At 39.7% G+C, this 25,168-nt stretch carries 21 protein-coding genes; 8 read left to right on the forward strand and 13 right to left on the reverse strand.

What is annotated here, in order from left to right; translation table 11 throughout:
- The first annotated feature begins 5 nt into the window (after nucleotides 1–5).
- Entirely contained in the window at nucleotides 6–1,235 is a 1,230-nt protein-coding gene (locus EHQ43_RS00855; RefSeq protein WP_135769893.1) for a methyl-accepting chemotaxis protein, read from the forward strand.
- A gap of 48 nt (nucleotides 1,236–1,283) precedes the next feature.
- A complete protein-coding gene (locus EHQ43_RS00860; RefSeq protein ID WP_135742661.1) occupies nucleotides 1,284–1,778 on the forward strand; it encodes a YiiD C-terminal domain-containing protein in 495 nt (164 codons plus the stop codon).
- 74 nt (nucleotides 1,779–1,852) lie between these two features.
- Here the strand turns inward: EHQ43_RS00860 and EHQ43_RS00865 are convergent, their stop codons facing one another.
- The 5 genes from EHQ43_RS00865 to EHQ43_RS00885 form a co-directional block, all read right to left on the reverse strand.
- Nucleotides 1,853–3,931, reverse strand: coding sequence for a hypothetical protein (locus EHQ43_RS00865; RefSeq protein WP_135769894.1), 2,079 nt, complete (start codon nucleotides 3,929–3,931; stop codon nucleotides 1,853–1,855).
- Between the two features lie 109 nt (nucleotides 3,932–4,040).
- Nucleotides 4,041–4,505, reverse strand: coding sequence for a TraR/DksA family transcriptional regulator (locus tag EHQ43_RS00870; protein WP_135742659.1), 465 nt, complete (start codon nucleotides 4,503–4,505; stop codon nucleotides 4,041–4,043).
- A gap of 8 nt (nucleotides 4,506–4,513) precedes the next feature.
- On the reverse strand, nucleotides 4,514–4,675 hold the full coding sequence (gene rpmG, locus EHQ43_RS00875; protein WP_081431684.1) for a 50S ribosomal protein L33: 162 nt from the start codon (nucleotides 4,673–4,675) through the stop codon (nucleotides 4,514–4,516).
- Between the two features lie 34 nt (nucleotides 4,676–4,709).
- The gene (locus EHQ43_RS00880; RefSeq protein WP_135742658.1) at nucleotides 4,710–5,654 is read right to left on the reverse strand and encodes a bile acid:sodium symporter family protein; all 945 of its coding nucleotides are present in this window, start codon (nucleotides 5,652–5,654) and stop codon (nucleotides 4,710–4,712) included.
- 75 nt (nucleotides 5,655–5,729) lie between these two features.
- Entirely contained in the window at nucleotides 5,730–6,932 is a 1,203-nt protein-coding gene (locus EHQ43_RS00885) for an aminotransferase class V-fold PLP-dependent enzyme (RefSeq protein WP_135753792.1), read from the reverse strand.
- A 55-nt stretch (nucleotides 6,933–6,987) separates the two neighbouring features.
- On the opposite strand from EHQ43_RS00885, the gene alr reads away from it, so the two are divergent.
- Nucleotides 6,988–8,118: an alanine racemase gene (alr, locus tag EHQ43_RS00890; protein WP_135742656.1), complete on the forward strand. Its 1,131-nt coding sequence runs from the start codon at nucleotides 6,988–6,990 to the stop codon at nucleotides 8,116–8,118.
- Nucleotides 8,119–8,126: 8 nt separating this feature from the next.
- Nucleotides 8,127–9,020, forward strand: coding sequence for an alpha/beta fold hydrolase (locus tag EHQ43_RS00895; protein WP_135742655.1), 894 nt, complete (start codon nucleotides 8,127–8,129; stop codon nucleotides 9,018–9,020).
- Nucleotides 9,021–9,022: 2 nt separating this feature from the next.
- On the opposite strand, the gene EHQ43_RS00900 is transcribed toward EHQ43_RS00895, so the two are convergent.
- Nucleotides 9,023–9,832, reverse strand: coding sequence for a carbon-nitrogen hydrolase family protein (locus EHQ43_RS00900; protein ID WP_135742654.1), 810 nt, complete (start codon nucleotides 9,830–9,832; stop codon nucleotides 9,023–9,025).
- Nucleotides 9,833–9,852: 20 nt separating this feature from the next.
- On the opposite strand from EHQ43_RS00900, the gene argB reads away from it, so the two are divergent.
- From argB to EHQ43_RS00915, 3 genes are read left to right on the forward strand one after another with little or no spacing between them, the layout of a single operon-like run.
- Nucleotides 9,853–10,731 (forward strand): acetylglutamate kinase, encoded by an 879-nt coding sequence (gene argB / locus EHQ43_RS00905; RefSeq protein WP_135742653.1) that lies wholly within the window; start codon nucleotides 9,853–9,855, stop codon nucleotides 10,729–10,731.
- A 6-nt stretch (nucleotides 10,732–10,737) separates the two neighbouring features.
- Nucleotides 10,738–12,483: a SpoIIE family protein phosphatase gene (locus EHQ43_RS00910; protein WP_135742652.1), complete on the forward strand. Its 1,746-nt coding sequence runs from the start codon at nucleotides 10,738–10,740 to the stop codon at nucleotides 12,481–12,483.
- Nucleotides 12,484–12,498: 15 nt separating this feature from the next.
- A complete protein-coding gene (locus EHQ43_RS00915) occupies nucleotides 12,499–13,089 on the forward strand; it encodes a hypothetical protein (protein WP_100715872.1) in 591 nt (196 codons plus the stop codon).
- An 11-nt stretch (nucleotides 13,090–13,100) separates the two neighbouring features.
- On the opposite strand, the gene EHQ43_RS00920 is transcribed toward EHQ43_RS00915, so the two are convergent.
- Nucleotides 13,101–14,408 (reverse strand): ATP-dependent 6-phosphofructokinase, encoded by a 1,308-nt coding sequence (locus EHQ43_RS00920; protein WP_135753790.1) that lies wholly within the window; start codon nucleotides 14,406–14,408, stop codon nucleotides 13,101–13,103.
- 84 nt (nucleotides 14,409–14,492) lie between these two features.
- Between EHQ43_RS00920 and EHQ43_RS00925 the strand changes: the two genes are divergently transcribed.
- Nucleotides 14,493–15,314 (forward strand): hypothetical protein, encoded by an 822-nt coding sequence (locus EHQ43_RS00925; protein ID WP_135742646.1) that lies wholly within the window; start codon nucleotides 14,493–14,495, stop codon nucleotides 15,312–15,314.
- Nucleotides 15,315–15,596: 282 nt separating this feature from the next.
- Here the strand turns inward: EHQ43_RS00925 and EHQ43_RS00930 are convergent, their stop codons facing one another.
- From EHQ43_RS00930 to EHQ43_RS00955, 6 genes are all read right to left on the reverse strand, one after another.
- Nucleotides 15,597–15,983, reverse strand: a complete 387-nt coding sequence (locus EHQ43_RS00930) for a hypothetical protein (protein WP_135742645.1) — start codon at nucleotides 15,981–15,983, stop codon at nucleotides 15,597–15,599.
- A 68-nt stretch (nucleotides 15,984–16,051) separates the two neighbouring features.
- The gene (metH, locus tag EHQ43_RS00935; RefSeq protein WP_135769895.1) at nucleotides 16,052–19,768 is read right to left on the reverse strand and encodes a methionine synthase; all 3,717 of its coding nucleotides are present in this window, start codon (nucleotides 19,766–19,768) and stop codon (nucleotides 16,052–16,054) included.
- A 77-nt stretch (nucleotides 19,769–19,845) separates the two neighbouring features.
- The gene (locus EHQ43_RS00940) at nucleotides 19,846–20,145 is read right to left on the reverse strand and encodes a ferredoxin family protein (protein ID WP_135769896.1); all 300 of its coding nucleotides are present in this window, start codon (nucleotides 20,143–20,145) and stop codon (nucleotides 19,846–19,848) included.
- Between the two features lie 48 nt (nucleotides 20,146–20,193).
- Nucleotides 20,194–21,513, reverse strand: a complete 1,320-nt coding sequence (gene ahcY / locus EHQ43_RS00945) for an adenosylhomocysteinase (RefSeq protein ID WP_135769897.1) — start codon at nucleotides 21,511–21,513, stop codon at nucleotides 20,194–20,196.
- Between the two features lie 10 nt (nucleotides 21,514–21,523).
- Nucleotides 21,524–22,486 carry an ArsR/SmtB family transcription factor gene (locus tag EHQ43_RS00950; RefSeq protein ID WP_135742641.1) on the reverse strand — a complete coding sequence of 321 codons (963 nt, stop codon included), beginning with the start codon at nucleotides 22,484–22,486 and terminating at the stop codon, nucleotides 21,524–21,526.
- A 98-nt stretch (nucleotides 22,487–22,584) separates the two neighbouring features.
- Nucleotides 22,585–25,125: a methyl-accepting chemotaxis protein gene (locus EHQ43_RS00955; RefSeq protein WP_135742640.1), complete on the reverse strand. Its 2,541-nt coding sequence runs from the start codon at nucleotides 25,123–25,125 to the stop codon at nucleotides 22,585–22,587.
- Nucleotides 25,126–25,168: the final 43 nt, after the last annotated feature.

Raw genomic sequence — 25,168 nt, forward strand, 5'->3', positions numbered from 1 at the left:
ATTCGATGCCAAAAAAACAAACCCAGAATGATCAAAAAAGCTTATTTTCCCGTTTCATTTCGAATGATTCTGCCAACAATAGTTTATTCCTTTTGCTAATTGGGATCATTGGAATTCAAATGTATTTCGGACATGTCCTAGTAAACTACCGAATCCCCCTACAATTTTTTTTAATTAGCATATTAGCATTCTCTTTTTTTCGAATGATCGAAATCAAAAAAAACAGAGGCCATCAAGACGAATCAAAGATAATCCAAACTGATCCAGTTCTGATGCTTTCCGGTTTAGGAATCGATATCTATGAATACTCAGAAAACCTTCTTGATACCTGCTCAGATTTACATAAGAGACTCGATTCTATCGGTGACCATATTATAGATTTAAATTTAAAAATCCGAACGACAGGAAATGATATTGATCGAGTTTACCAGATTGTTTCTCAACTTGCAACGGAGGAAGTAAAGCTAATGGAAGCAGTTGGAAAAACTTCAGAGGAAATCAATATCATGTTTGATATAGTGAATATTGTCATTGCAGAGATCCAAAGTCGGAACGAAACAATGGAAAATTTAGTCCATCTTAGCCAAGATGGAAGGAAAAAAGTAAATGATACCAATACAACCATACAAAGGATCAGTGAATCCTCAGGGAACATTCTAAAACTCATTGATTTTATCAATGGTGTTTCCAAACAAACCAACTTACTTGCAATCAATGCTGCCATTGAAGCAACTCATTCTGGTTCAGAGGGAAAAGGATTTACTGTCATTGCAGATGAAATCAAAAATTTATCAACATTGACTGCCAATAATGCAAAACAAATATCCAAAATATTAAATGAAAATGTAACAGACTACAAACGAGCGGAAAAATTAGGAATCGAATCTGGGAATGCCTTCCAATATATTGCAGGAGAGATCCATGTTGTACACGGAACCATTGCAGAAGTTGTCCAATCTATCCAAGAATTAAAATCTCGAGGGGGTGCCATTCTCTCGAAAGCAAAAACATTGGATGATGTTGCCGAAAGAGTTCGTGATACATCAGGAGAAGTTTATGGAGAGATTGTTACAATCAATGGCAATTTGGATGAAATCCAAGCTTTATCCAATACAATCCAAAATGAATGTGAAGAAATTCGTTCTGCACAACAAGATATTTTAAAAACAACTGAAGTTTTAAGATCAAAAATCCAAAACATTCATCGTGCTACTGATAAAATACTCCTAGTTTAATACCGAAAACAAATAGACTGAATGTTCTACTAAAGAAAATATGGAAGAATGAGAAATCGAGAAATTTTACTTAGCTACCAAGTGAATCCTTTGTGGAAATTTTTAGAAGAAACATATGGATTCGAACAAGCATTTCGTATGTTCAAACCATATGAAGGAGCCAACATCCTACCGAAATTAGTGGATGATAATACAATGGTAGTTTCTATGCCTCTCATTTTATCGAATACAAATTATGTTGGAACACATTTTGGTGGTTCATTGTATTCAATGTGTGATCCTTTCTATATGTTTTTGCTGATGAAAAATCTTGGGAAGGATTATATGGTATGGGACAAAGGTGCAAATATTGACTTTGTCAAACCAGGTGAAGGGACAGTGACTGCAACGTTCCACTTACCCGATTCCGAATTCGCCGAGATCAAATCAATTTTACAAAAAGAGAAAAAAACAATTCGAACCTACGAAGTGTTGGTTCTTGGAGAAGATGGTAAAACAGTCGCAAAAATCACAAAGGATCTGTATATCCGTAGACTTACTTGATTGTACACTGTTTTTAAAGATTACTTTATTGATGCGATAGAAAATCACCTAACTTTTGTTTGCCAAATTTTTGTTTAAAACTGAAACCTTCCGATTCCATCAAATTGTGATTTTGGTACTCTAAATTCCAGCTTGGATCTCGATTGGATTCGGATATAACTGGCCCCTTTTGGAGCCTCACCTGACCATAAAAAACCATTTTTTGATTGGACAAAAAGTTCCTCTTTGATCCGAACCCGATCGTTATTATAAAAATAAATTTCAACAAGTGATGATTGGGAATTCGTTTCTAAAAAAATTCGACCATTCCTGAGAGATTGGGATTCACTCATTTTCCATTCCCAAACTTTTCCATGAAACTCATATTCATAATTTGGAGACTTCGGTGGGATCGTGTATGCAATTTGGTATTCTTTCAATTGATCTTTACGAAATTCAGATCCTATTCCATCATCCAAAAATTTCTGTGAATCAAACAATGTATAGTTAAGAGGAAAACCTATGGAAAGGATAAGAAGTAATGTTGAAAACCATATTGTCTTTCTATATTTATCAAAACTAAGTGAAAATCCCGTACCTTTTTCACCGAGTAATACTAAGTAAAAACAAACAAAGGCTCCATCTGCATTTTGGATTTGTACTCCAAACAAAAATGGAACGAGAAGTAAAATAGTTTGTTTCCATAGGCCTCTTTCCCAAAGAAAAATCCCAATGTAAAAAAGAAATATCACAGTACCAAAAATACCCAGTTCATACAGTATCCAATGGTAAAATGTTGGAGGGAAATCAACGAAAGGAATGATTGAATTGGAAGATAAATGAGTAGGAGAAAGTAAGTGTAGTGGGAATGTACCAATACCATTTCCCATCCAAGGATTTTCAATGATTCCCAGGTTACAAACTTTGATGAGTTCATATCGAACTAAATCTAAGTGTTGGAAAGCTGCACCGGGATTTTCAGGGAAAGATTTGAGAAACAACATCACTCGTTTGGCCAAATCAACTAAGTACCACTCTTTTTTTACCAAACTGATCCCATACAGAAATAGACAACCAAACACAGGTAATAGTATATAAATCCCAATCCTAATTAGGATTTTGTTTCTAGATGAGATAATCCAAAGGTCCGTTGTTAATTGGACAAATCCAACGGATAAAAACACTCCCCATATTACCCAAAATGCCTTTCCTTGTTTTAGTCCAAGCCATGTGATGATAAGAATCGAAACAATCAATAGAAACAAACTAAATCTTTCTTTCGATTTTCGCCAAATATGCGTTAGTTTTGATATCCATAGAAACCCGATTACGGGCAAAATCCAAGATGTAGAGCCTGAATCTTGGAATAAACCTGTGGTTCGACCTGCGCTCACACTCAGATGAGTCCCCGTGGCAAAAAAATCTAAACTCCAAATTGATTGGATGCACATCACAAGGATGTTGATCCCAAATCCTAAGAATAGACCAAAACGAATTTGTTCTGATAAACTATCTTTGGAAGGTGTGGGCATTGATCTCTCTTCGGAAAAAAAATATAAACTTACAAGTAGGATGGGGACGAGGATTTTACAGGAAAGTCCCATCGCTTCACGGGAAGAAAGATTTGTGTAATATAAAAATTCTTGAATCCCAAGGCAAGTGAAAAGACCGACTCCCTGGTATTGTAAAAAACACAAAATAGTAAGGCATAAAAGGAAAAACAAAAATCCAAAATAAGTGGAATACCAAATGGGCTGATTGGACTTGCCAGTAGGATTACGAATCATCCAATCAGTGATGATTTGTTCTGATTGTTTTGGTAGTGCAGTTTCATTTCTACCGAGTAACACAAGCAAGGTTTCTCTTAACCAAATCCCAAGGATTGAACCGAGGAATAAACCAACGAGTTGGTAAGATCCAACCATTGGCAAACCAGAAAGAAAGGGAAGCCTTACCATCGTAATGGCAGAAAGGCTTGTCCAGACTCTACCCCATTTCCTTTGGTAGATTTGTGGGAAAAATCCAAAGGCAAATTGTAAAAGGAATGAAGGGTAAAAAATATCCTTCGGAACTGGCTCTACGTACCTGTGTAAGTTCCAAACGAGAAAACTCGCGCAAAAGAAAAATACTAAGTCTATAATGGGTAAGGAACGTAACCGGTCTAAAAAACTCACGATAGAAAGAGTTTAAGGAATGGTATGGCGAATCAATAGTATTTTAAAGGGAAAAAGAGAATTCGGTATTTGGGAAAGAAAGGATTAAAAAAGGACTTATCGATTCTCTCTAGTCGAGAGAATCTACGTCCATCCCTGTGGTTGGGTACGCCGAGAGGGAATCCATTCGGTAACCACCAGCACGGTTGCGGCTTTTTGCCATTTGTTCCGCAAATTCCACAGTGAATCTTGTCCACGGGATCGCTTTGAGTCTAGCGAGAGGGATTTTTTTCTTAGTCCCTTCACAGATCCCATAGGTTCCGTTGTCAATTTTTTCTAACGCGAGTTCAATCTCACGAAGAGTCTCAATTTCGTTTTCAGTCAAAACAGAAGTGAGGGCTTCTGAGTTGAGTTCGGATGCGATATCTGCAATATCTCCCATTTCCTTAAGGCCAGAAGGAGAACTTGTGTCTTCCCACTGGTTGAGTTTGATGAGAAGAGATTCTTTTTTCTCTTGGAGGAGCTCACGCACCTCTTCGATGAACTTCTTGTCGACTCCCTTTTCGGCGGAGGATTTTGCAGCTGGTTTCGGCATCTTATTCCTTAGACTTTGGATTCCTTGTGATCCGTATGAGATTTGCAGAATTTGCAATATTTTTTTGTCACAAGTTTTTCCGACTTTGTCTTTTTGTTTTTAGTCTGGAAGTAATTTGACCGCCCAGGTATCGCACATGGGACACAGGTTAGTTTTATGATTTCTCTCATAATTTATGCCATGACGTACCGACCCCATATATAGTCAATTCACAATAGCGGGTTTTTTCATCTCCTTTCTAAAATAGGTCGCAAAGAGACTTCCGAGGAGAGAATGAGTGAGGCTCGAAAGTGCGCTCGGGATCGCTGTGTTTGGGTCAAGGAAGTGAGTCTTAGCGAGAACGGCACCAAGACCTGAGTTTTGCATCCCCACCTCAATGGATATGGTTTGGGAAATTTTCGTATCCCGAGTGAGGACCCAGGCGAAAAAACCTCCCAGTCCAAACCCTCCTAAATGTAGGCAAATCACGGCAAAAAAGATCCTGAAGTCAGAAGAAAGGATGGTCTCTTTCCCACTGGCGATGATAGAAGCCACAATCAAGGCGATGAGGAGTACAGAAAGTACGGGGAATAGGTCTTTTGTCAGTTCCGTGACTTTCGGAAAAAATGATTTAAAAAGAAGTCCAAGTCCTACTGGCACAAGGATCACTTGGAAAGTGGTCAATACAAGACCTAGTCGGTCAATTTCCAACCGACTGCCAATGAAGAAGGCAACTAGTAATGGCGTGAATACGATTCCAAGGATGGTTGATACGGAAGTTAAGGTGACACTGAGTGGAACGTTGGCCTTTGCAAGGAAAGTTATCACATTGGACGCAGTACCTCCAGGACAACAAGAGACAAGAATCAGTCCGACAGCATAAGCTTCGGGTAAGTAAAACCAATACCCGAGTAGATAACCTAACACTGGCATAATGGAATATTGCAAACAAGTCCCGATAAGGATTGGCTTTGGTTGTTTGAAAATCCGAATGAAATCATTCACTTCAAGTGATAATCCCATCCCCAGCATGATAAGACCTAAACTATAGGTAATCCACGGACCTTTAAACCACACAATCCATTCTGGAATTAAAAATCCAACACCTGCAATCAAAAGTAAAACAAGTGGGAAGGCATTTACAATTTGTTTGGCAATTCGACTATACACTAAAATTTAAACATTTCCTAACAAAGTTAACATGATATAGAATGAAGGGTCTCCACAAAACTATGATACTTCCCTTTACTCCTTTTCCAAGTAGGATTGTAGGTTGGCTTTCACACGAAGAACATGTTCCCTTTCAATTCCAATATGAGGTGCCATCCGAAGTCTACCCAACCGAACAGCGGTGATGATTCCATTTTGTTTCAAGTAGGATTGGATCACTTCTGGTTGGAATTTTTTTGGGTCTTTATGACCAGTGATGGCAAGAATCCCTGTTTTCACTTGAGGGAACAAATCTGATTCCAAGGTAAATCCTAATTCATGGAGTGAATCCTTTAACATCCCCGCGACTTCATAAATCCTTTCCTGTACACGTTCGAAACCGAGAGTCGATAACATTTTTAGAGATGCGAAAAAATAAATCCAATCATTGAAGTTGATTGTACTTTGTTCAAATTGTTCGGCAGCTGGTTTCCATTCGTCCCGGTAGGGAAAATAATTGGAGTCGTTGACAACACTTGCTTGTCCTTTAAAAATCAATTGGAATCCTTTCGATTCTTCTTTGGAAATATAAATCACCCCAAGCCCCAGTGGACCAAGTAACCATTTCCAAGCAGCAAACGCACAGAAGGCGACTTTAATTTTAGAAAAATCCATAGGAATATGGCCAACGGCTTGGCTCCCATCAATGACAAGTTTGGTTCCGTGATTTTCACAAAGTTTGGAAACTGCATACATATCAAAAACCACACCAGTGCACCAGTGAACAGGCGATAGGCTAAGAAGAAACACATCCTTTTTATCCAATTCATATTTTAAGTTTTCTAAAAACTCATCGGGAGTGTTCCCTACTTTCACAAATGATAGAGAAACACCTTTGGATTGCCAATGTTCCCAAGGGTAAACATTACTTGGGTATTCATTTTCCAAAACTAGAATCCGTTTGCCTTTGGGGATTTGGATGCTATGAGAATACAAGTTCATCCCCTCACTTGTGTTATGTACGATCCCGATTTCAGAAGGATCACAGTGTAAAATCTGAGAGAGGTAGTTACGAATTTCTTTTTTGATAAAGGGTTCAGAAAAATTGGGGGTAAAAATTCCTACCCTCGCATACTCGTTTAAGTATACGTTTAACATTTCAATGGCATAAGTAGATACAGGAGTGGTACCACAGTAATTTAACCAAACCGACTCTTTTTGTACGGGGAAATATTCGGAAATACCGTCCCAATTTGGGAAATTCGGGAAGGTAGGGAAAACAGATGGAGTTTCAGACATGTAAAAATAGAAATATCTGAAGCGACAGAAGAGAAAAGTAAAAAAAAATGGGACCGTGCAATCTTCTCGGATTTACCTCTCTCGTTCTGCCTTTAGCCATAACATTGCTCTTTTTCGCAAACTCATTGGACCCAAAACAAAATTCACAGCCATCGTCAAGTCAAACGCTTACGGCCATGGACTACTTGCCACTGCTTCCATTGCCCTGGATGCAGGAGCAGATTATTTAGGGGTGAACTCACTTGAAGAAGCACTTTCGATTCGCCGCGTATTCCCCAAGACCACCATTCTCATCATGGGAAGTATTCCCAATTTAGCAGAACGAAAAGCAGAGCTAGCTGATGAAAACTTTTGGGTACTTGTCTCAAGGGTGGAAGAGATGGAGATTTTGGCAAAACTTTCTCCCACTCCCAAAATCCATTTGAAGGTGGACACGGGGATGAGCCGTCTTGGAATCCCACACCAAAATGCCGAGGTGATTGCAAAAGAGATTTCAGAAAAAAAGCTCCCTCTTTCAGGTATCGCTACCCACTTTGCAAGTACTGAAGATTTCACTGAACATAGCCATTCCATGTTACAATTGGGAAATTTCCAAGATGCCATTGATACATTCGCTAAACACGGGTTTATCGATCTAATTTGCCATTGTGCCTCATCTGCATCGGCGATGTTGTTTTCAGAAGCAAGGATGGACCTTGTCCGCGTTGGGATTTCGCTTTATGGACTTTGGCCCAGTCTCGAAACCAAACTTTCACTTTCTCTTATGAAAAAAGATGTAGGTATGTTGAAACCTGCACTTTCTTGGAAAACCCAAATACAACACATCCAAAATTTAAATCCAGGAACCTTTGTTGGATACGGATCAACATTTAAAACCACTCATGAAACAAAACTGGCGGTTATTCCTGTTGGTTATTATGAAGGTCTTGATCGAAAATTATCAAACAATGGTTATATGTTGATTCATGGGGAACGAGCAAAAATTCTAGGTAGAATTTGCATGAATATGACAATGCTCGATATCACCCATATCCCAGATGCTAAAATTGGTGACGATGTTGTGATTTTAGGAAAATCTGGGAACGAAGTGATCTCTGCTGATGACCATGCCACTTGGACTGGAACTATCAATTATGAAGTCGTAACAAAAATTTTGGGATCCTTCCCTCGTATTATAGAAGACTAGAGGACCTTATGTCAGAAAGACAAACATACAATTGGAAAAATCATAGATTAACCTATGTTAGGCATAAATCTCTGAATCCAAAATCCAAAGAAGTTATAGTTCTTGTTGGGGGATGGTGTTCTGCCGCTGGGTACTGGGGGTTAAACATTCCTTTTTTTCGAACATTGGGAGATGTCATCGAACTTGACTTAGTTGGACATTACCCAGCAGAAATTTTTGACCAAAAAAAAGGCCTTACCTTACAAGATTTTTTAGAAACCCAAGCCCAAGGGATTTGGGCTTCCGCAGGTGAAAAAGACATCACCCTCGTGGGCCATTCGACAGGTGGAATGGCGGTCCTTGCTATCGCATCTCTTTTTCCTCAACGCATCAAACAAGTGATTGCGATTGCTCCTTATGTACATGGACCGGTCCCTGGGATTTTGAAGATTGGAGTTGTCGGACTCCGTGCGAACTTAGGATCTTTTTTTGACTTTGGTTTTAAAATTGGAAAGTCGTTACCCAAAGCCTTACAAATTGGGTTTTCCTATGGCGTCTATGATTCCGCTGCTTTTCATGCAAGAGAAGACATCAAACAATTCCTCAAAGAATACAACCCTCAATTTGAATGCCTAAACCCAAGGCAAATTTTAATGATCCTTGAGATGCTTGATCGCACAGATATACGACCCATTGTATTTGGAAACCAAGTGCCAACGCTCATCATGCGAGGTGAAGAGGATCCTATCATCCCAGGAAAAGATGTGATGGAATTGGAACGCACTACTCCTCATGTGAAAGCAGTGTTATTTTCTGAATGTGGACATTTTGTACACATGGAAAAACAAAAAGCAGCTGAAAAGGTGATGAAAGATTTTCTTTTAATGAAAAAATCTTCCACGACTAAAAAATCATTTTTTTAAATTCAAAACCTTCGGTGTTGTAAGCTGGGCAAGGTATTTCGGATCTCAGAGAGTTTTTCCATTTCAATCGTTGCGATGGCAAAACCTTCATCACTGTCTAATTCTGCTAAAATTTCTCCCCAAGGAGAAATGATGAGTGAATGGCCAAAGGTCTTTCGTTTCCCATGTGGGTCGTGGGTACCAGTTTGCCCTGGTGCCAAAACATACATCAGGTTTTCAATGGCTCTTGCCCGTAAGAGTACATGCCAATGAGCTTCTCCTGTTGGAACAGTAAAGGCTGCCGGCAAAAAACATAAATCTACACCTTGTTTGGATAACTCACGGAAAAGTTCTGGGAAACGAAGGTCATAACAGATGGCAGAAGAAAGTTTTCCATACTCGGTTTGGACCACGTTTGGCACCTTCTCACCGCTTTCTGTGTTTTTCGATTCTTTGTATGGGAAACCGTCTCCCACAACTGCATCAAACAAATGGGCTTTGTGGTAACGGAAAACTTCTTCACCTTTGGGATTAAAAATGACTGCCGTATTGTACACCTTTCCCGATGGTGCCTTGGTAGGAAACCCTCCTCCCAAAAGATAAATTCCAAGTTCGTTTGCGGTTTCTTTCAAAAAGAAGAAGGTTTCTTCTTCAATTTGGCCAAGTAGATTTTGTTTTTCGGATTCACTTCCCATAAAGGAGAAGTTTTCTGGTAAGCCAATCACCTTGGCTCCTGCCTTTGAAGCTTCCTCCACAAGTTGCCTACACTTGGTTAGGTTATTTGAGACTCTTGCGGTACTTGTGACTTGCACAACGGCGGCTTTAAAATTCATTATCATAAATGAGGACTTTTATGACCCACCAATCAGAAAAAATCAATCATATCTTAGAAGCACTTCCCTATTTGATCAATTATTCTGGGAAAACCATCGTCATCAAATACGGCGGCGCTGCCATGGTGGAAGAGGAACTCAAAGCTTCTTTTGCCGAAGACATTGTGTTACTCAAGTATTTAGGAATCAATCCAGTAGTGGTCCATGGTGGTGGACCTGAAATCAACTCTTTGATTAAGTCATTAAATCTGAATACACAATTTATTCGAGGCCACCGTGTGACGGATGAAGCCACAATGGAAGTGGTAGAGATGGTTCTCACCGGGAAAGTCAACAAACAAATTGTTTCCCTCATCCAAGAGAAAGGTGGAAAACCTGTTGGCCTTTCTGGAAAAGATGGTAGCCTTGCCATCGCAGAAAAATACCTCATGGAAGTGGAAACAGAAGAAGGCAAAACACAAAAAATTGATTTAGGTCTTGTCGGAGAGATAACATCCGTTGATCCCAATATCATTCTCACCTTACAACGTGAAGGTTTTATTCCGATCATCTCACCAGTTGCCATGTCCAAAGAAGGACAAACTCTCAATATCAATGCAGACACAATGGCAGGTGCGATTGCACAAGCACTCCATGCAGACAAACTCATTTTACTCACAGACACACCAGGGATCCTAATCGATGGCCAATTGGTAACGGGTCTCAAAAAAGCTGACATTCACGGTTACATAAAAACTGGACAGATCTCCGGAGGCATGATACCAAAAGTAGAGTGTTGTTTGGGTGCAATTGATTCTGGAGTCAAACGAGCCCACATCATCGATGGTCGAGTGCCCCATTCCGTCTTAATTGAAATTTTGACAAACCAAGGGATCGGAAGTTTGATCGAACAAGGATAAATTTGGATGCCTACGAAACTTTTAACATTAAGTCTGATTTCAGATATAACGAGTCGAATCAATTCACAAGAAGATTTAAATACACTTCTTAGTGAAATCATGGGCATCACTCGTGATGTGTTACAAACAGAAGGATCTTCGTTACTGCTTTACGATAAAGAAAATGATCAATTGGTGTTTAATACAACAAGTGGCTTAAAAGAAGAATCACTTGCCCACCTAACCGTTCCTAGGGGAAAAGGGATTGCGGGTATGGTGCTTGAAACCCTCAAACCCGAAATTGTAAACGATGCTGCCAATGACCCAAGAATCTTCAAAGCAATTGACCAAAAAGTTGGGTATGTGACACGAAACTTAATTTGTGTTCCCATGGTCGCACAAGGGGAAGTGCAAGGGGTACTCGAAGCTGTTAACTCACTCGACAACCGCGATTTTAACCAAACCGATATTAAAATCCTTCGTTACCTTTCGAACTTAGCGGCCATAGCCGTCAAAAATCGTCTACTTATCGATAACTTAAATTTAAGAGCAAACGAACTGAATTGCCTCTTTCAAATTTCACAAGCCCTTGCCAACATCCAAAGTTCGGATGAGTTTATGGACCTTGCTGTCAAAACCATTTCCGAAGTTTTGCAAGTAGATCGTGTTTGTTTGAATTTTGAAAAAATCGAAAAACGAGGACTACCTCGCTCTAAATCGAAAGGGTTTTCCGATCAAATCCACGATGAGGATGTTGAAGCATTATTATTCAATGACAGATCTGATTGGATGTTTAAAGGTTTTAAAATTATCACCGCCAATTCTCCCCAAGGGATGCAACTCACCCATCGAGGGCTTTTCCAACATAGTATGATTTTATTCCCCATTCTCAAAAACAAAGAATGGTTAGGTTCTCTTATCGTTTCGGATAAAACTTCTCGTACTCGTTTTGATGAAATGGATATCCGTATCCTCCGCACTCTGACAAACCAAGTAGGAGAAGCTTACACTGCCTTACAAGTAAAGATTCAAAGTGAACGTTTGAAAAACATAGATCGTGACATGCAAGTGGCAGCTATGATCCAAAAACATTCGCTTCCCATCATTCCAAAACAATACTCACTGCTTGAATTTGATACTTACTACCAAGCATCACGTGAAATTGGTGGGGACTTTTATGATATGGTTGTTCATGGAAAAGACGAAGTGTCTGTCATCATTGCCGACGTTTCTGGGAAAGGGACTCCTGCGGCACTTTTCATGGAGTTTTCAAAAACCGTTTTGCAACAGGAAGTATCAAAAACCACTTCAACAAGTGAAGCCCTCTTCAATGCGAACGAGATCTTACAAGACAAATCTGGTTTTCTTATGTTTGTTACTGCGATGCTTGTGCGCATCAACATGACAAAAAAAGAATTAACCTATTCCTCTGCAGGTCATAATTTACAAATCATCTATCGCAAAAAACACCATAAAATCCAACACTTATCAGGTAAAGGCCAACCAATGGGGATTGGCAAATGTGAATTCTCTGAACATACAGTGAGTTATTTACCGGGAGATTTACTTGTTCTGTATACTGATGGCGTCACGGAAGCTATGAATATGAAAGAAGAACTTTTTTCAGAAGAAAGACTGGAATCAGTGATTTTATCTCGTATCAATGATCCACCTGAAGTGATACGGCAAGCAATTCTCCAAAAAGTAAGTGAATTTGTAGGAGAAGCGGAACCACATGATGACCTTTCTCTCTTTATCATCCGTCTAAACTAAGGATATGGAGATTTTATGAGACGCATTCTATATGCAATGGCAGTGTTTCTCCGATTGGACAAACTGCACAAAGCGATGTTAGATGCTGTAATTGAAACACGAGTTAAAAACGCGCTCCAAACATCTGACAAGTTACGCAAAGAACAAGACAGGTTGCGAGAAAAAGAATTTCGCAAACAAATGGAAGACCTTCAAAACAACCACAACAGTAGTTTTGAAAATTATAAATTGGAAACGGAAAACTTAATCCGTATCTTCAAAAACCAAATCCTAGTCGAAAAAAAAGAAGTATTAAAAGAACGCGAAGTGGTGAAAGAAATGCAAAGGCAAGCCATGATCCGCGAAAATAGATTCCAACATTATATTTTACGATTCAAAGAAATTCTTTTTGTGAATAAAAAGGTTGTGGAGTCCATCCAAAGTTTAGTCAAAGTAGAATCCAACATAGAAGACTTGTTATACGAAATTGATAATTATGATGAAAGTAAATTCATCAAAAAACCGGAAATGATTTTGGATACCGAGTTCCTAAAAGAACTCCACAAAAAAGAAGAAGAAATCCGAGATAATATCCTCAAGTTCCAAAAGAAAGTAGAGAATAGCTGACCTAGGTAAGATCAGCTTTTCGCCTTCATCGAATTCGGTTGGCCTGTCGAAGCAAGGAGGGCACGCCATAATGTACTTCGCTCAGGTTTAAGGACTTTTCGTTCCGCAATGGCTAATGAAATTGGCATCACTGTAAACACATTGTTCCAAATCCCAACCACACAACCAGTCCTACCTGCAAACGCCGCATGTACGGCATTTTGAGCAAGGAATCCACAAAAAACAGAATCTTCAGCATTTGCTGGAACCGATCGAATGATATAACTTGGATCGATGTATTTTAGATTCAAATTCAACCCTTCTTTTTTGAAGTATTCTGTGATTTTGTCTTTGATAAAAACTCCAATATCCGCCAACTTCTTGTTACCTGATTGATCTTTTTCACCTTTATCTTCAAAGTACTTTTGACCAGCACCTTCTGCGATGATGACAACAGCATGTCCTCTTCTTTGCACTCGGTCTTTTAAAACCGATAAAAAAGCACCATCCCCTTCTAAATCAAAATCAAGTTCTGGGATGAGGACAAAATTTACATTTTTGGATGCCAAAGCTGAATTGACGGCAATGAATCCAGAGTGTCGTCCCATCAGTTTCACAAGTCCAATTCCATTTGGTGCCCCTTTGGCTTCTTCATGGGCACAATTGACAGCTTCCACCGCCTTACTAAACGCAGTCGAGAACCCAAATGTTTTTTGGACATAATTGATATCGTTGTCAATCGTCTTAGGGATCCCTACGATTGAGATGTCTTCTTTCCGTTTTTTTACTTCTTCTTGGATGGCTTGGGCTCCGCGTAAGGTCCCATCACCACCAATACAAAACAACATCTTCACACCGTATAAAAATAAAGTATCCACCATCTCTTCAATCTTTTGATTGCCTCGCGATGAACCAAGGATGGATCCACCAAAATTCATAATGTGGGCTACTTTGTCTGGTGTGAGTTCAATTGGTCTATGGCCAAATTTTTTAACCAAACCTTCATACCCAAAAGGGAAACCAAGAATCCTTGGCACTTTGTAACGATAATGTAATTCCATCACAAGGGCACGGATCACATCATTGATCCCTGGACAAAGTCCTCCGCACGTAACGATCCCTGCGGTCACTTCTTCCGGTCGAAAGTAGATTTTTTCTTTAGGACCTGCTTGTTCAAAGAAAACGGGACTCGTTTCGATGGTTTTTTTTGCATCTTCTGATCCAGAAAAGATGGTTTGGAAGAGCACCACTGAATTGTCTTCCGTCCAGTAGTCATAACCCGCTGGGTTCGGGTAAGTGCATGGTCCAAATTGTTCTACTTTTGTATCGTTTTCATTCATCGGTCTCACTTATAACAAAAAAAGACAGAGAAGAAAGCAAATTTCATTGCCAAACAAAGGAAAATCAGACAGAAATGCTTTTAGATGCTAAAAAAGATCACTCTTATCTCTATTCTCGTTTCTTTGACGAGCCTGACTATTTTAGCGCAAGGTTTACCGTTTTTTTCAAGTTATTCTTTTTCGGATCCAAGATCGTCTCTTTTCCAAGTAGGCGGATCGCATAACGGAAATTTGGCGATTCTGATCCCCTTTCGTTTCCCAAAAGAACTTGAGCTTGGTTCAAATTACGTATTTTCCAAATCAAACGATCCTATGGCAGGGATTCAGATATTTTCTCCTGTGATCCCCTTCGCTACCATGAACCCTTACAGAAACCCTGAAGGTAATTTTGACGTAAGGCCAGAACGTTCGAATGCAGCCTTACTTTCTTACCAACCGAATGTCACGTATGTGTATTACCGCAACGGCTTCACGTTTGACCTAGGACTCAGTATGGGAATTTCACTCAACCAGGGTTCAAGTGGGTATGTGGATGTAGCAGAATCTAGAGTGCGAATCAAATACCGCCTCAATCGAAATTTATTTTCCTTTATCAAAAATTCACGTTGGGAATTGTTTTTACAACTCTCCGAATTACACCGGTTTGATGCATCCGAATATTCCAATCGTTTCAACTCGTCCATTCGTGCCCAAGAGCCTTCTCGCACGAACTTCGTAGGCAGACAAGTTTACGTCACACCAGGGATCAGTATTTCGAATAGTAACTTAACGTTCGAAGGGATGGTGCGTGTTCCCATCAATGCCAGAGAAGCAGGTCGCACACTCGACGAACTATGGGCTCCGGAGATCCAAGGAAACTTAGGACTCAAGTATTATATGCCTGTCACCCCGTCTCGCTCAAATTAAGATTCTCTCCAAAACGCCTCTAGAAAATTCTAGATCCCAAATTTTTACTTAAGGTATTTGAGCGCCTCACACTGGTTTGCTTTTCAGAATCGATTCAAAAACTGACCGCGCTTTCCGCTCCAATCTTTCCTCTTTTAGAGTGAATCAAAATCAAATTTATAAGGAAAGGATTTCCGCTACAATCGCTGGCGCGGGGAACACAGTTTGATTCCATAGGAGAAGTTTTGCTAAACTTTTCTCAAAGATCACTAACTTCATGTTAGATCTTATCCAAAAATTAAACTAACTCTTCGCTTGAAACCGTTTCCAAGACAAGTCAACATCCATTTTGGATATATTTTCTTTTTTTCGCGAGATGCGAAACTCATGATTTCTGTAGAGTGATATAGATCCTGTATGAGCTGATGTTCCAACTGTTTTTGTTTCCGGATGAAGTTCGGGAGAAGACAAAGTTTCCCTTTGTTCTTTCCAGACAATCAACGTTTCTTCTGTCGGACAACTCACCTCTCCACAACTCACTTCTAAGATTTCCAAATCCGCATCTTTTGGAATGGAAGTATATGTCGAAAGCCACTCTGCAAGTTTTGGATGGAATGAAAATCCATCCAAAAGTTTCCCTGTTGCTACCGATTTCCAACCGTGGTTATGTGATGATCCAGAAACTGCCATAGAGATCTCCATTGTCGTCCAATCAGCACAAATCAGTATCACGATGTAACAATGATTTGTTTGTTGTCTTACCCTTTAGACTTCCTTGAAGGGTCGTAGTTAAGAATTGGTGATAACCAACGTTCAACTTCCGATTTTTCCATCTCTTTCATTTTGGAATATGTATCCACTTGGTCTTCGTTGATTTTTCCAATCGCAAAATACCGGGCTTCTGGATGAGAGAAATAATACCCACTCACACTGCTAGCTGGCCACATTGCACAGGACTCAGTGAGTTTAATCCCTGCATTTTTTTCGACATCAAGAAGGTTCCAAATCTTTCTTTTTTCCGTATGATCGGGACACGCAGGATAACCAGGTGCAGGTCGAATGCCTCGGTATTTTTCTCGGATCAAATCTTCGGTCGTTAGATTTTCGTCTTTTCCAAAACCCCATTCTTCTCGCATCTTATGGTGCATGTATTCTGCAAATGCTTCTGCAAAACGGTCTGCGAGTGCTTTTACCAAAATAGAGTTGTAGTCATCGTGTTTGACTTCATATGTTTTGGCTAACTCTTCGATGCCATGCCCAGCGGTAACCGCAAAATATCCAATATAGTCGTTTTTGTTTTTCTCTTTTGGAGAGATAAAGTCAGCCAAACTATAATTAGGTTGATTAGACATTTTAGTCGTTTGTTGGCGTAACATTGGATAAAAACCCAATGATTTTTGTTTGGTTTCATCTTCAAAAATTTCGACCATCTCACCATGCGAAACTGCGGGAAACATACCAACAACAGCTCTTGGTTTGAGATTTGGATTTTCCAACATCTGGTTTAAAATCGTTTGCGCATCATTGTATAAAGAAGTTGCTTCCTTACCGATCACTGGGTCTTTGAGAATTTGTGGAAAACGACCTTTTAATTCCCAAGCTAAAAAGAATGGAGACCAATCAATGAATGGGACCAAATCCTTTAAGGTAACATTATCAAATACTTTTATACCCGTAAAACTTGGTTTTGGTGGTGTATACGAATCCCAATCCGTTGTGAATTTGTTTTGGATGGCATCTGCAATGGGAAGGATATTCCTTTCGTTTTCTCTCGAATAAAACTCTTCACGAATCCGTGCTTGTTCTTCTGAGACCGTTTTTGCGTATTCTTTTGTGGTTTGCGGGTTTAACACACTGTTCATCACGTTCACAACACGGGATGCATCCATCACGTGTAAAACAGGCTGTGAGTATTGTTCTGCAATTTTTACAGCAGTGTGTGCAGGGGATGTGGTAGCGCCACCGATGAGGAGTGGAACTTTAAAGTCCAAACGTTCCATTTCTTTTGCGACATACACCATTTCGTCAAGGGATGGTGTGATGAGACCAGAAAGACCAATTGCGGCTACATTTTCTTTTTTGGCAGTTTCTAGGATTTTTTCACAAGGAACCATCACACCAAGGTCGATCACCTCATAATTGTTACATGCAAGTACAACACCCACAATATTTTTTCCAATGTCATGGACATCACCCTTTACGGTTGCGATGAGGAATTTAGCTTGTTTGCTTTCGTCTTTTTGGTTCCGTTTTTCTTCTTCCATGTAAGGCATTAGGTATGCGACAGCTTTTTTCATTACCCGCGCACTTTTCACAACCTGAGGTAAAAACATTTTACCGGCCCCGAAGAGTTCCCCTACTACTTTCATTCCATTCATGAGAGGACCTTCGATTACATCGAGAGGTTTTGCCAAACTTTGCCGTGCCTCTTCTGTATCTTGGGTCACAAATTCGTCGATCCCTTTCACCAATGCATGTGTGAGTCGCTCTTCTACAGTGCCACTACGCCATACATCATCTTTTTTTTGGACTTTGGCTTCTCCATGGAAACTTCCTGCGGCTTCAATGAGTCTTTCAGTGGCATCTGGCCTTCGATTAAGTAAAACATCTTCCACTAACTCGAGTAAGTCTTTCGGGATTTGTTCGTAAACTTCGAGCATCCCTGCATTGACAATTGCCATATCCATTCCAGCTTGGATGGCATGGTATAAAAAGGCAGAGTGCATCGCTTCCCGCACTGGGTTATTGCCACGGAACGAAAACGAAATATTACTAAGGCCACCAGATACTTTAGCTCCTGGGCAGATTTTTTTGATCTCTCTTGTTGCTTCAATAAAATCAACAGCGTAATTATTGTGTTCTTCAATGCCTGTTGCAACTGTTAGGATGTTTGGATCAAAAATAATGTCGGTTGGTTCAAAATCCAATTTGGAAACAAGTAAATCATAAGCACGTTTACAAATTCTGACTTTGTCATCTTTTGTTGCCGCCTGTCCTTGTTCGTCAAATGCCATCACAATGGCTGCTGCCCCAAACCTTTGGATGGTTCGTGCATGGTTTAAGAATGCCTCTTCCCCTTCTTTAAGTGAGATAGAGTTTACAATTGGTTTGCCTTGGATACACTTAAGGCCCGCAAGTAACACTGACCATTTGGAGGAATCAATCATAAAGGGAACGCGGGCAATGTCAGGTTCCCCAGCAATTAAATTCAAAAATTTGGTCATGGAAGCTTCCCCATCGAGGAGCGCTTCATCAAAGTTTATGTCGATGATATTGGCACCAGCTTGCACCTGTTGCAAAGCAACTTGCACAGCTTCTTCAAAATTCCCGTCCAAAATCAGTTTTTTGAATTTTGGAGAACCAGTTACGTTATTCCTTTCACCAACGTTAATAAAACCTTGGTCTTTGGTCAGTTTCAGTGGTTCAAGCCCTGCAAAGGCACTGAGTTTCGGTTGTTCTTTGAGTGAACGAGGTTTGATCGAAGCCACTGCTTCTTTTGCTGCACGGATATGGGCAGGTGTTGTTCCACAGCACCCACCTACGATATTTAAAAAACCTGCTTCTGCAAAATTTTTCATCCATCCACCAAATTCTTCTGGGGTTTGGTCATACCCGCCAAAAGCATTCGGTAGGCCAGCATTTGGGTAACAAGACACATAACAATCAGCTACACGAGAGATTTCTTCGATATAAGGTCGCATCTCCCCAGCACCTAACGCACAATTGATGCCAACAGCGAGTGGTTTCGCATGTTTGATGGAAATATAAAATGCCTCACCAGTTTGCCCTGATAATGTTCTTCCAGAAGCATCAGTGATGGTTACTGATAATACGACTGGAATACGGATCTTACGTTCTTCGAATACTTTTTCGATGGCATAAATACATGCCTTCAAATTCAAAGTATCAATATTGGTTTCTGGAAGTAGTAAATCCACTCCTCCGTCAAGTAATGCAGATACTTGTTCATAAAAACAATCCACTAACTCATCAAAGGTGACGGCCCGAAAAGCAGGATTGTTTACATCGGGAGAAAGGGATGCAGTCTTGACTGTAGGTCCAATGGACCCTGCTATGAAAACATCTGTTTTTCCAGTTTTTTCTTTAAATTTCGCAACAGCATTTTTTGCACACTTCACGGCAGCAAGATTCAAATCCCGAACGGCAGATTCCATTTTGTAATCCGCTTGAGAGACAATATTGGAACTAAATGTATTGGTTTCGATGATGTCAGCACCTGCTTCCAAATACTCTAAGTGAACTGATTCGATGATATCAGGTCTAGTGATGGCAAGTACATCGTTATTACCTTTGATAGACAAAGGCCAATCCTTAAATCGATCTCCTCGGAAATCATCTTCTTCCAAAGAATGCCTTTGGATCATCGTACCCATAGCACCATCTAAAACTAAGATTTTTTCCGTGAGTAATTTCAAGAGAGTTTTGGAAGAAGGATTGGTATATTCAAATTTCATAATATTTCTGTGTATAATTAAGGTATAGATTCAAGTAAAGGTGGGCGGTTACATACGTAATACACCCACGAGGTTCATTATTTACTCGGGTCGGAACATTTTGCACCTTTTAGAGGTGGTTTTGTCGTTACGATTACCGGAAATTTATTTGCTTCTTTTGCATTTATTTCAATTGCAGGTTTGTGTTTTTCTGGGACATCATAGTCCGGGAAAATCGCATCAATCGGACATTCATATTGACATGCATTACAATCAATACAAGTATCTGGATCGATGTACAATGTGTCCGGAGCTTCGTGAAAAGCTTCCACAGGACAAACTGCAGCACAACTTGTATATTTACAATCTACGCAAATTTCAGTTACAACGTACGCCATGAGAAACTCCTAATGCCCCTTTCAGAAATCCGAAAAGGGCAATTATTTTTAGTAGCGGTAATGGTCCGGTTTATATGGACCTTCGAGTGGTACACTGATATAATCAGCTTGTTTTTGAGTGAGTTTTGTCAAACGAACACCCAATTGCTCCAAATGAAGTGCAGCTACCTTTTCATCCAAGTGTTTTGGAAGGCGATACACGCCCAACTCATATTTCGTTGTATAAAGTTCAATTTGAGCCAAAACTTGGTTTGTGAAGGAACTAGACATTACAAATGATGGGTGACCTGTTGCACAACCTAAGTTCACAAGTCTTCCTTCCGCTAGAACGATAATAGATTTACCATCAGGGAAAGTGTATTTGTCTACTTGAGGTTTGATTTCTTTTTTAGTAACACCTTTCTCAGAATTCAAACGTGACATTTGAATCTCAGTATCAAAGTGACCAATGTTACAAAGGATGGCACCATCTTTCATTGCTTTCATGTGTTCAAGAGTGATGATGTCGTCGTTACCAGTTGCTGTCACAATGATATCAGCGTTTTCGATCACATCTTCTACACGTAGGACTTGGTATCCTTCCATAACAGCTTGGAGCGCACAAATAGGATCGATTTCAGTTACGATCACACGTGCTCCAAAGTTACGAAGTGATGCAGCAGATCCTTTTCCAACGTCTCCGTATCCACAAACGAGAGCTACTTTACCAGCAAGCATCACGTCAGTTGCACGTTTAATTCCGTCAGCAAGTGATTCGCGGCAACCATAAAGGTTATCAAATTTTGACTTTGTTACTGAGTCGTTCACATTGATTGCAGGGATTTTTAAAGTTCCTGCTTTTAATTTTTTATGAAGTGCAATGACACCTGTAGTTGTTTCTTCAGAAACACCTTTGATGTCTGCAAGGAGTTGTGGGTATTTTTCATGGATGTAATGTGTTAGGTCATGTCCGTCATCAAGGATCATATTAGGACCTTTTCCACCATCAAAGAATAAAGTTTGTTCAATACACCACCAGTATTCTTCTTCTGTTTCACCTTTCCATGCAAATACAGGGATTCCTGCTTTTGCAATCGCTGCTGCAGCATGATCTTGTGTTGAAAAGATGTTGCAAGAGGACCAACGAATGTCAGCACCTAATGCAGCCAAGGTTTCGATAAGAACCGCTGTTTGGATTGTCATGTGAAGTGATCCGCAAATTCTTGCACCTTTGAGTGGCTTAGAAGTTCCGAATTCTTTACGAAGTGCCATAAGACCAGGCATTTCTTTTTCTGCCAAAATGATTTCTTCTCTTCCCCATTCTGCAAGAGAGATATCCTTCACTTTGTATGGCAATCGTTCCGATTTTGTTTCAGTTACTGTGGACATTTTGTCCTCCTTATTCCTTTGTTGCTTTGATTGTTAAAATTTTAAAACTAGATTCTGTTTGGATTTCTCCAATGGATTTCACATTGAAACCTGCATTAGATAACCAGGATTCGAATAACTCTGGCTCAAATCCAAGCCAAAGGTCAGCGAAATTATCTCTCATGTATTCTGCATTGTGTTTCTCTAAATCGACTACACACAAAACTCCACCTGGTTTTAATACACGCGCAATTTCTTCAAGCACTGTCGGTGGATGAGAAATATGATGCATTACCATCGATGCTACTACCGCATCACAAGAGTTTGCCTGCAAAGGCAAATGTTCCATTGGTGTTTGGATAAGACTTACACTTGGATTTTTTGCAAAATGGATGGATGCATTTTCGATCATACGAGATGAATTATCAACTCCCGTAACATGTTTTGCTTTGTTCAGTAAAAATGGGATTAGTCCACCAGGCCCACACCCTAAATCTAAAATATTTTCGCAAATTGGAAGTTCTTGTAAGATCCAAGACCGATACAATTTTGGATGTAAAGTTTCTTCTTGTAATTTTTCCCAACTCTCTGCCACACCATCAAAGAATGATTTGGATTTTTTCTCTCGAGCTTCAAGGATTAAGTGAACCATTTTCTGGTCTTTTTCTCTGTTCGGGAGGTCTTCTTTATAAGATAACAAAAGTTTGGTGAGTTCCATTGGAAATTTTAATCCAAAACTCTCTTCATCGGGCAAAAAACTGTACACCAAACTCCCTTCACGCCTGGAACCAATAAGCCCTGCTTCTGTCAGGATTTTTAGGTGTCGGGAGATACGAGATTGGCCCATCTCTAAAATCTCCACCACTTCATTCACGGAAAACGCCCCAAAACTTAAGATATGGAGGATCCGAATTCGTGTTTCATCAGAGATGGCTTTCGTAGCAGCCAGAATCTGAGAAGAATTGCGGTTTGTGAGAAGGGTTTCTGCTGCCATATCCAAGATATCTACATATCAAGAAATCTTGATATGTAGATAAGAGGCAAGCGAAATTTGGCCTATTTTCCGAAAATGGAACCAAATTTCGCATTGGATTAGGAAATTTTGAAGAAATTAATCTTTCTTTTTAGGGTTTCCGCTAAATTTGCGATCCCGTTGGCTGTCGCTGTCATTTCCTCAAGGCCTGCGGCAGTCCCTTGGGTTAAGTCATTGATGCTGAAAATCGCTTGGGCCACTTCCCCGATGGCATTCTTTTGTTCTTCCATGGAAAGACGGATGGCTTGGCTGATTTGGTTCACCTTGTCCACCTCTTCCCCCACCTTATGGTTAATGACAAGTTGTTCCTTTGTACTTTGTTCAATTGTATCGGTCATGGTATTAAATGAACTCACACCTTGGATGATCCTTTGGATGAGTGAAATCGTTGTTTCAATGGTTTCTTTACCACTTTCAATTTCTTTCTCATTTGCTTGGATGAGCTCTCCAATGTCACCGATCGAAATCGCAGTTTTTTCAGCGAGTTTCCCAATTTCATCAGCAACGACTGCAAATCCACGACCATACACTCCTGCACGAGCAGCTTCAATGGCAGCATTTAACGCAAGTAAGTTGATTTGTTCTGAGATATTATTAATGATTTCAATGACACTACCAATTTCTTCCGAACTGTTACTAATTTTTGAAATTGAATTTCGCATAGAGTCAAGGGATGACTGACCAAGTTTTGCCTCTTCTGAGATTTGGTTCACATCTTGGGATGCTTTCCCAACTTGTTTTCCCGTTGCCTCGATCAAACTGGAAAGTTCTGCCATTTTTAATTTTAAAAAATCTACTTTGCGAAATTGATCTTCTGCTTGTGCATCTACGTTTTGTACGGCGGCAGAGATCTCTTCTATCGAAGCTGATATCTCTTCAGCGGAAGCAGCTTGTGTTTGTGCATTCGAAGATAACATATTGAGTGATGCTGACATTTGTTCTGCGGATGAAGCCAAATCTTCTGAGAAAGCTTGGTTTGAACCTACTACTTCTATGATTTGTTTGAGTGTGGAATTTAAACCTCTAGAAAGGCGTGCAAATTCATCAGAGGATTCTAACTTCACCTTAGTTCTCAAATCCCCTACTTCAACATTTTGTAATACTTTGCCAATGGTTCTCATAGGTCGAAACCTTGCAGAAAACAACATATAAATTGAAAATGCAATCACAATCGAGCCAATCAAACTAATGACGGTTAAACCTCGAAGTGAAGTCAAACTTTCAACTTCTATTTCTTTTAAATCAATCGTAGAAAAAAATTGAATCCCATACTTGGAACTAACCTTTCTTCGAAGTAAAAAAGTGGATCCTTCCCAAGGGTTTCGGAAAGAATCTGTTTCACCTGCATTTAATGCTAACTGTTCAAACTCAGAGCCTTTAAAACTAGTCATTAAGTATTTTGGATTGGGGTGGTATACCATTGTTGATTCACGATCGAGTAAAAAAGAATATCCAGTTGTACCAATTTTGACATTTTTTAAGAAGGATTGCATCGCCTTTCCCACAAGGAATGGCATCCCAACAAAACCAATTACAGTTCCATTTGCATTTTTGACAGGAGACGTGACCATAATCACAATATTGCCACTGATCGATGATTTGACAGCAATGCCTACATGAGATTTACCTTCTTTGGAAGCTTTGATATTTTCCAAAACTTCTGGGTTATTATCTAGTTTAAATCCAACACTTAATCCACCAGGGAGACCTGAAGCAACAATCGGTGTTCCCTCTTCAAATGTCGCAATGAAAGAATTCTCCAATAAAAGCTGGGTTTCATTATATGTTTTAACTAAAGTAGGGACAGCTAGCTTATAATTCTTAGTTTCTAATGCTTGTTTGATGGATGGCAAAGAAGCTACATCTTTCAGTGTATTCTCAACAGCTTCAAAGTAAACATTGATCCCTGCTTCATTACTTTGGTTAAAATTATACAATTGGTTTGAAAATGCTTTTTCCAGTGCTTTGGCATTCACATTAAAAGAAAAAATCAAAAGGAAAATGGAAAGCACCATCACCATCAAGGAAAACATAATGGGGACAGTGTTTTTGAGATTTCTATAATAAGGAGTGATCCGCTCGTTTAATTCCGATTGGAAAATTTCATCTTCGAGTACAATGTGTGATGCTTTTTCTAAGAAAATAAAAGAGATAATGATATTGAGAAACGCAGTGAGTAACAAACTACAAATAATATAAAATCCATCCGATTTACTAGTTTCCGGTAGGTAAATGACCGGACCTAATACAATCGGAATGGCAAGCGCCCATTGGGATGCGCCAACAGTGGCTCCAATGACTGGCATCTTTGCAATCGTATCCCAAACTTGTGTGTAGGTCTCAGGATTTTTTTCTGTCTGGGTTTCGAGTTCAACGAGTCCATCTCGAATGGACTTTAATTTTTTTGGGAAAATAAAACTGGGGAGGAGTAATGTAATGAGTGCCGCAATGATGGTCGCACCCAAAAAGGTTTTGATTTGAGTGGCACTCAGATCAACATAAAATAAAATGAGGGCAATCCCAATCGGAACCACAACCCCCAAGGAAAATACTTGGGAGGCCATAACAAAAGCGCGACTGTATCGTTTGTACAAATTCATTAAAACTTAGACCTTTACGCAAGGTAAATTCTATGAATGGTAC

Source organism: Leptospira bouyouniensis (assembly GCF_004769525.1).
Classification (GTDB): domain Bacteria; phylum Spirochaetota; class Leptospiria; order Leptospirales; family Leptospiraceae; genus Leptospira_A; species Leptospira_A bouyouniensis.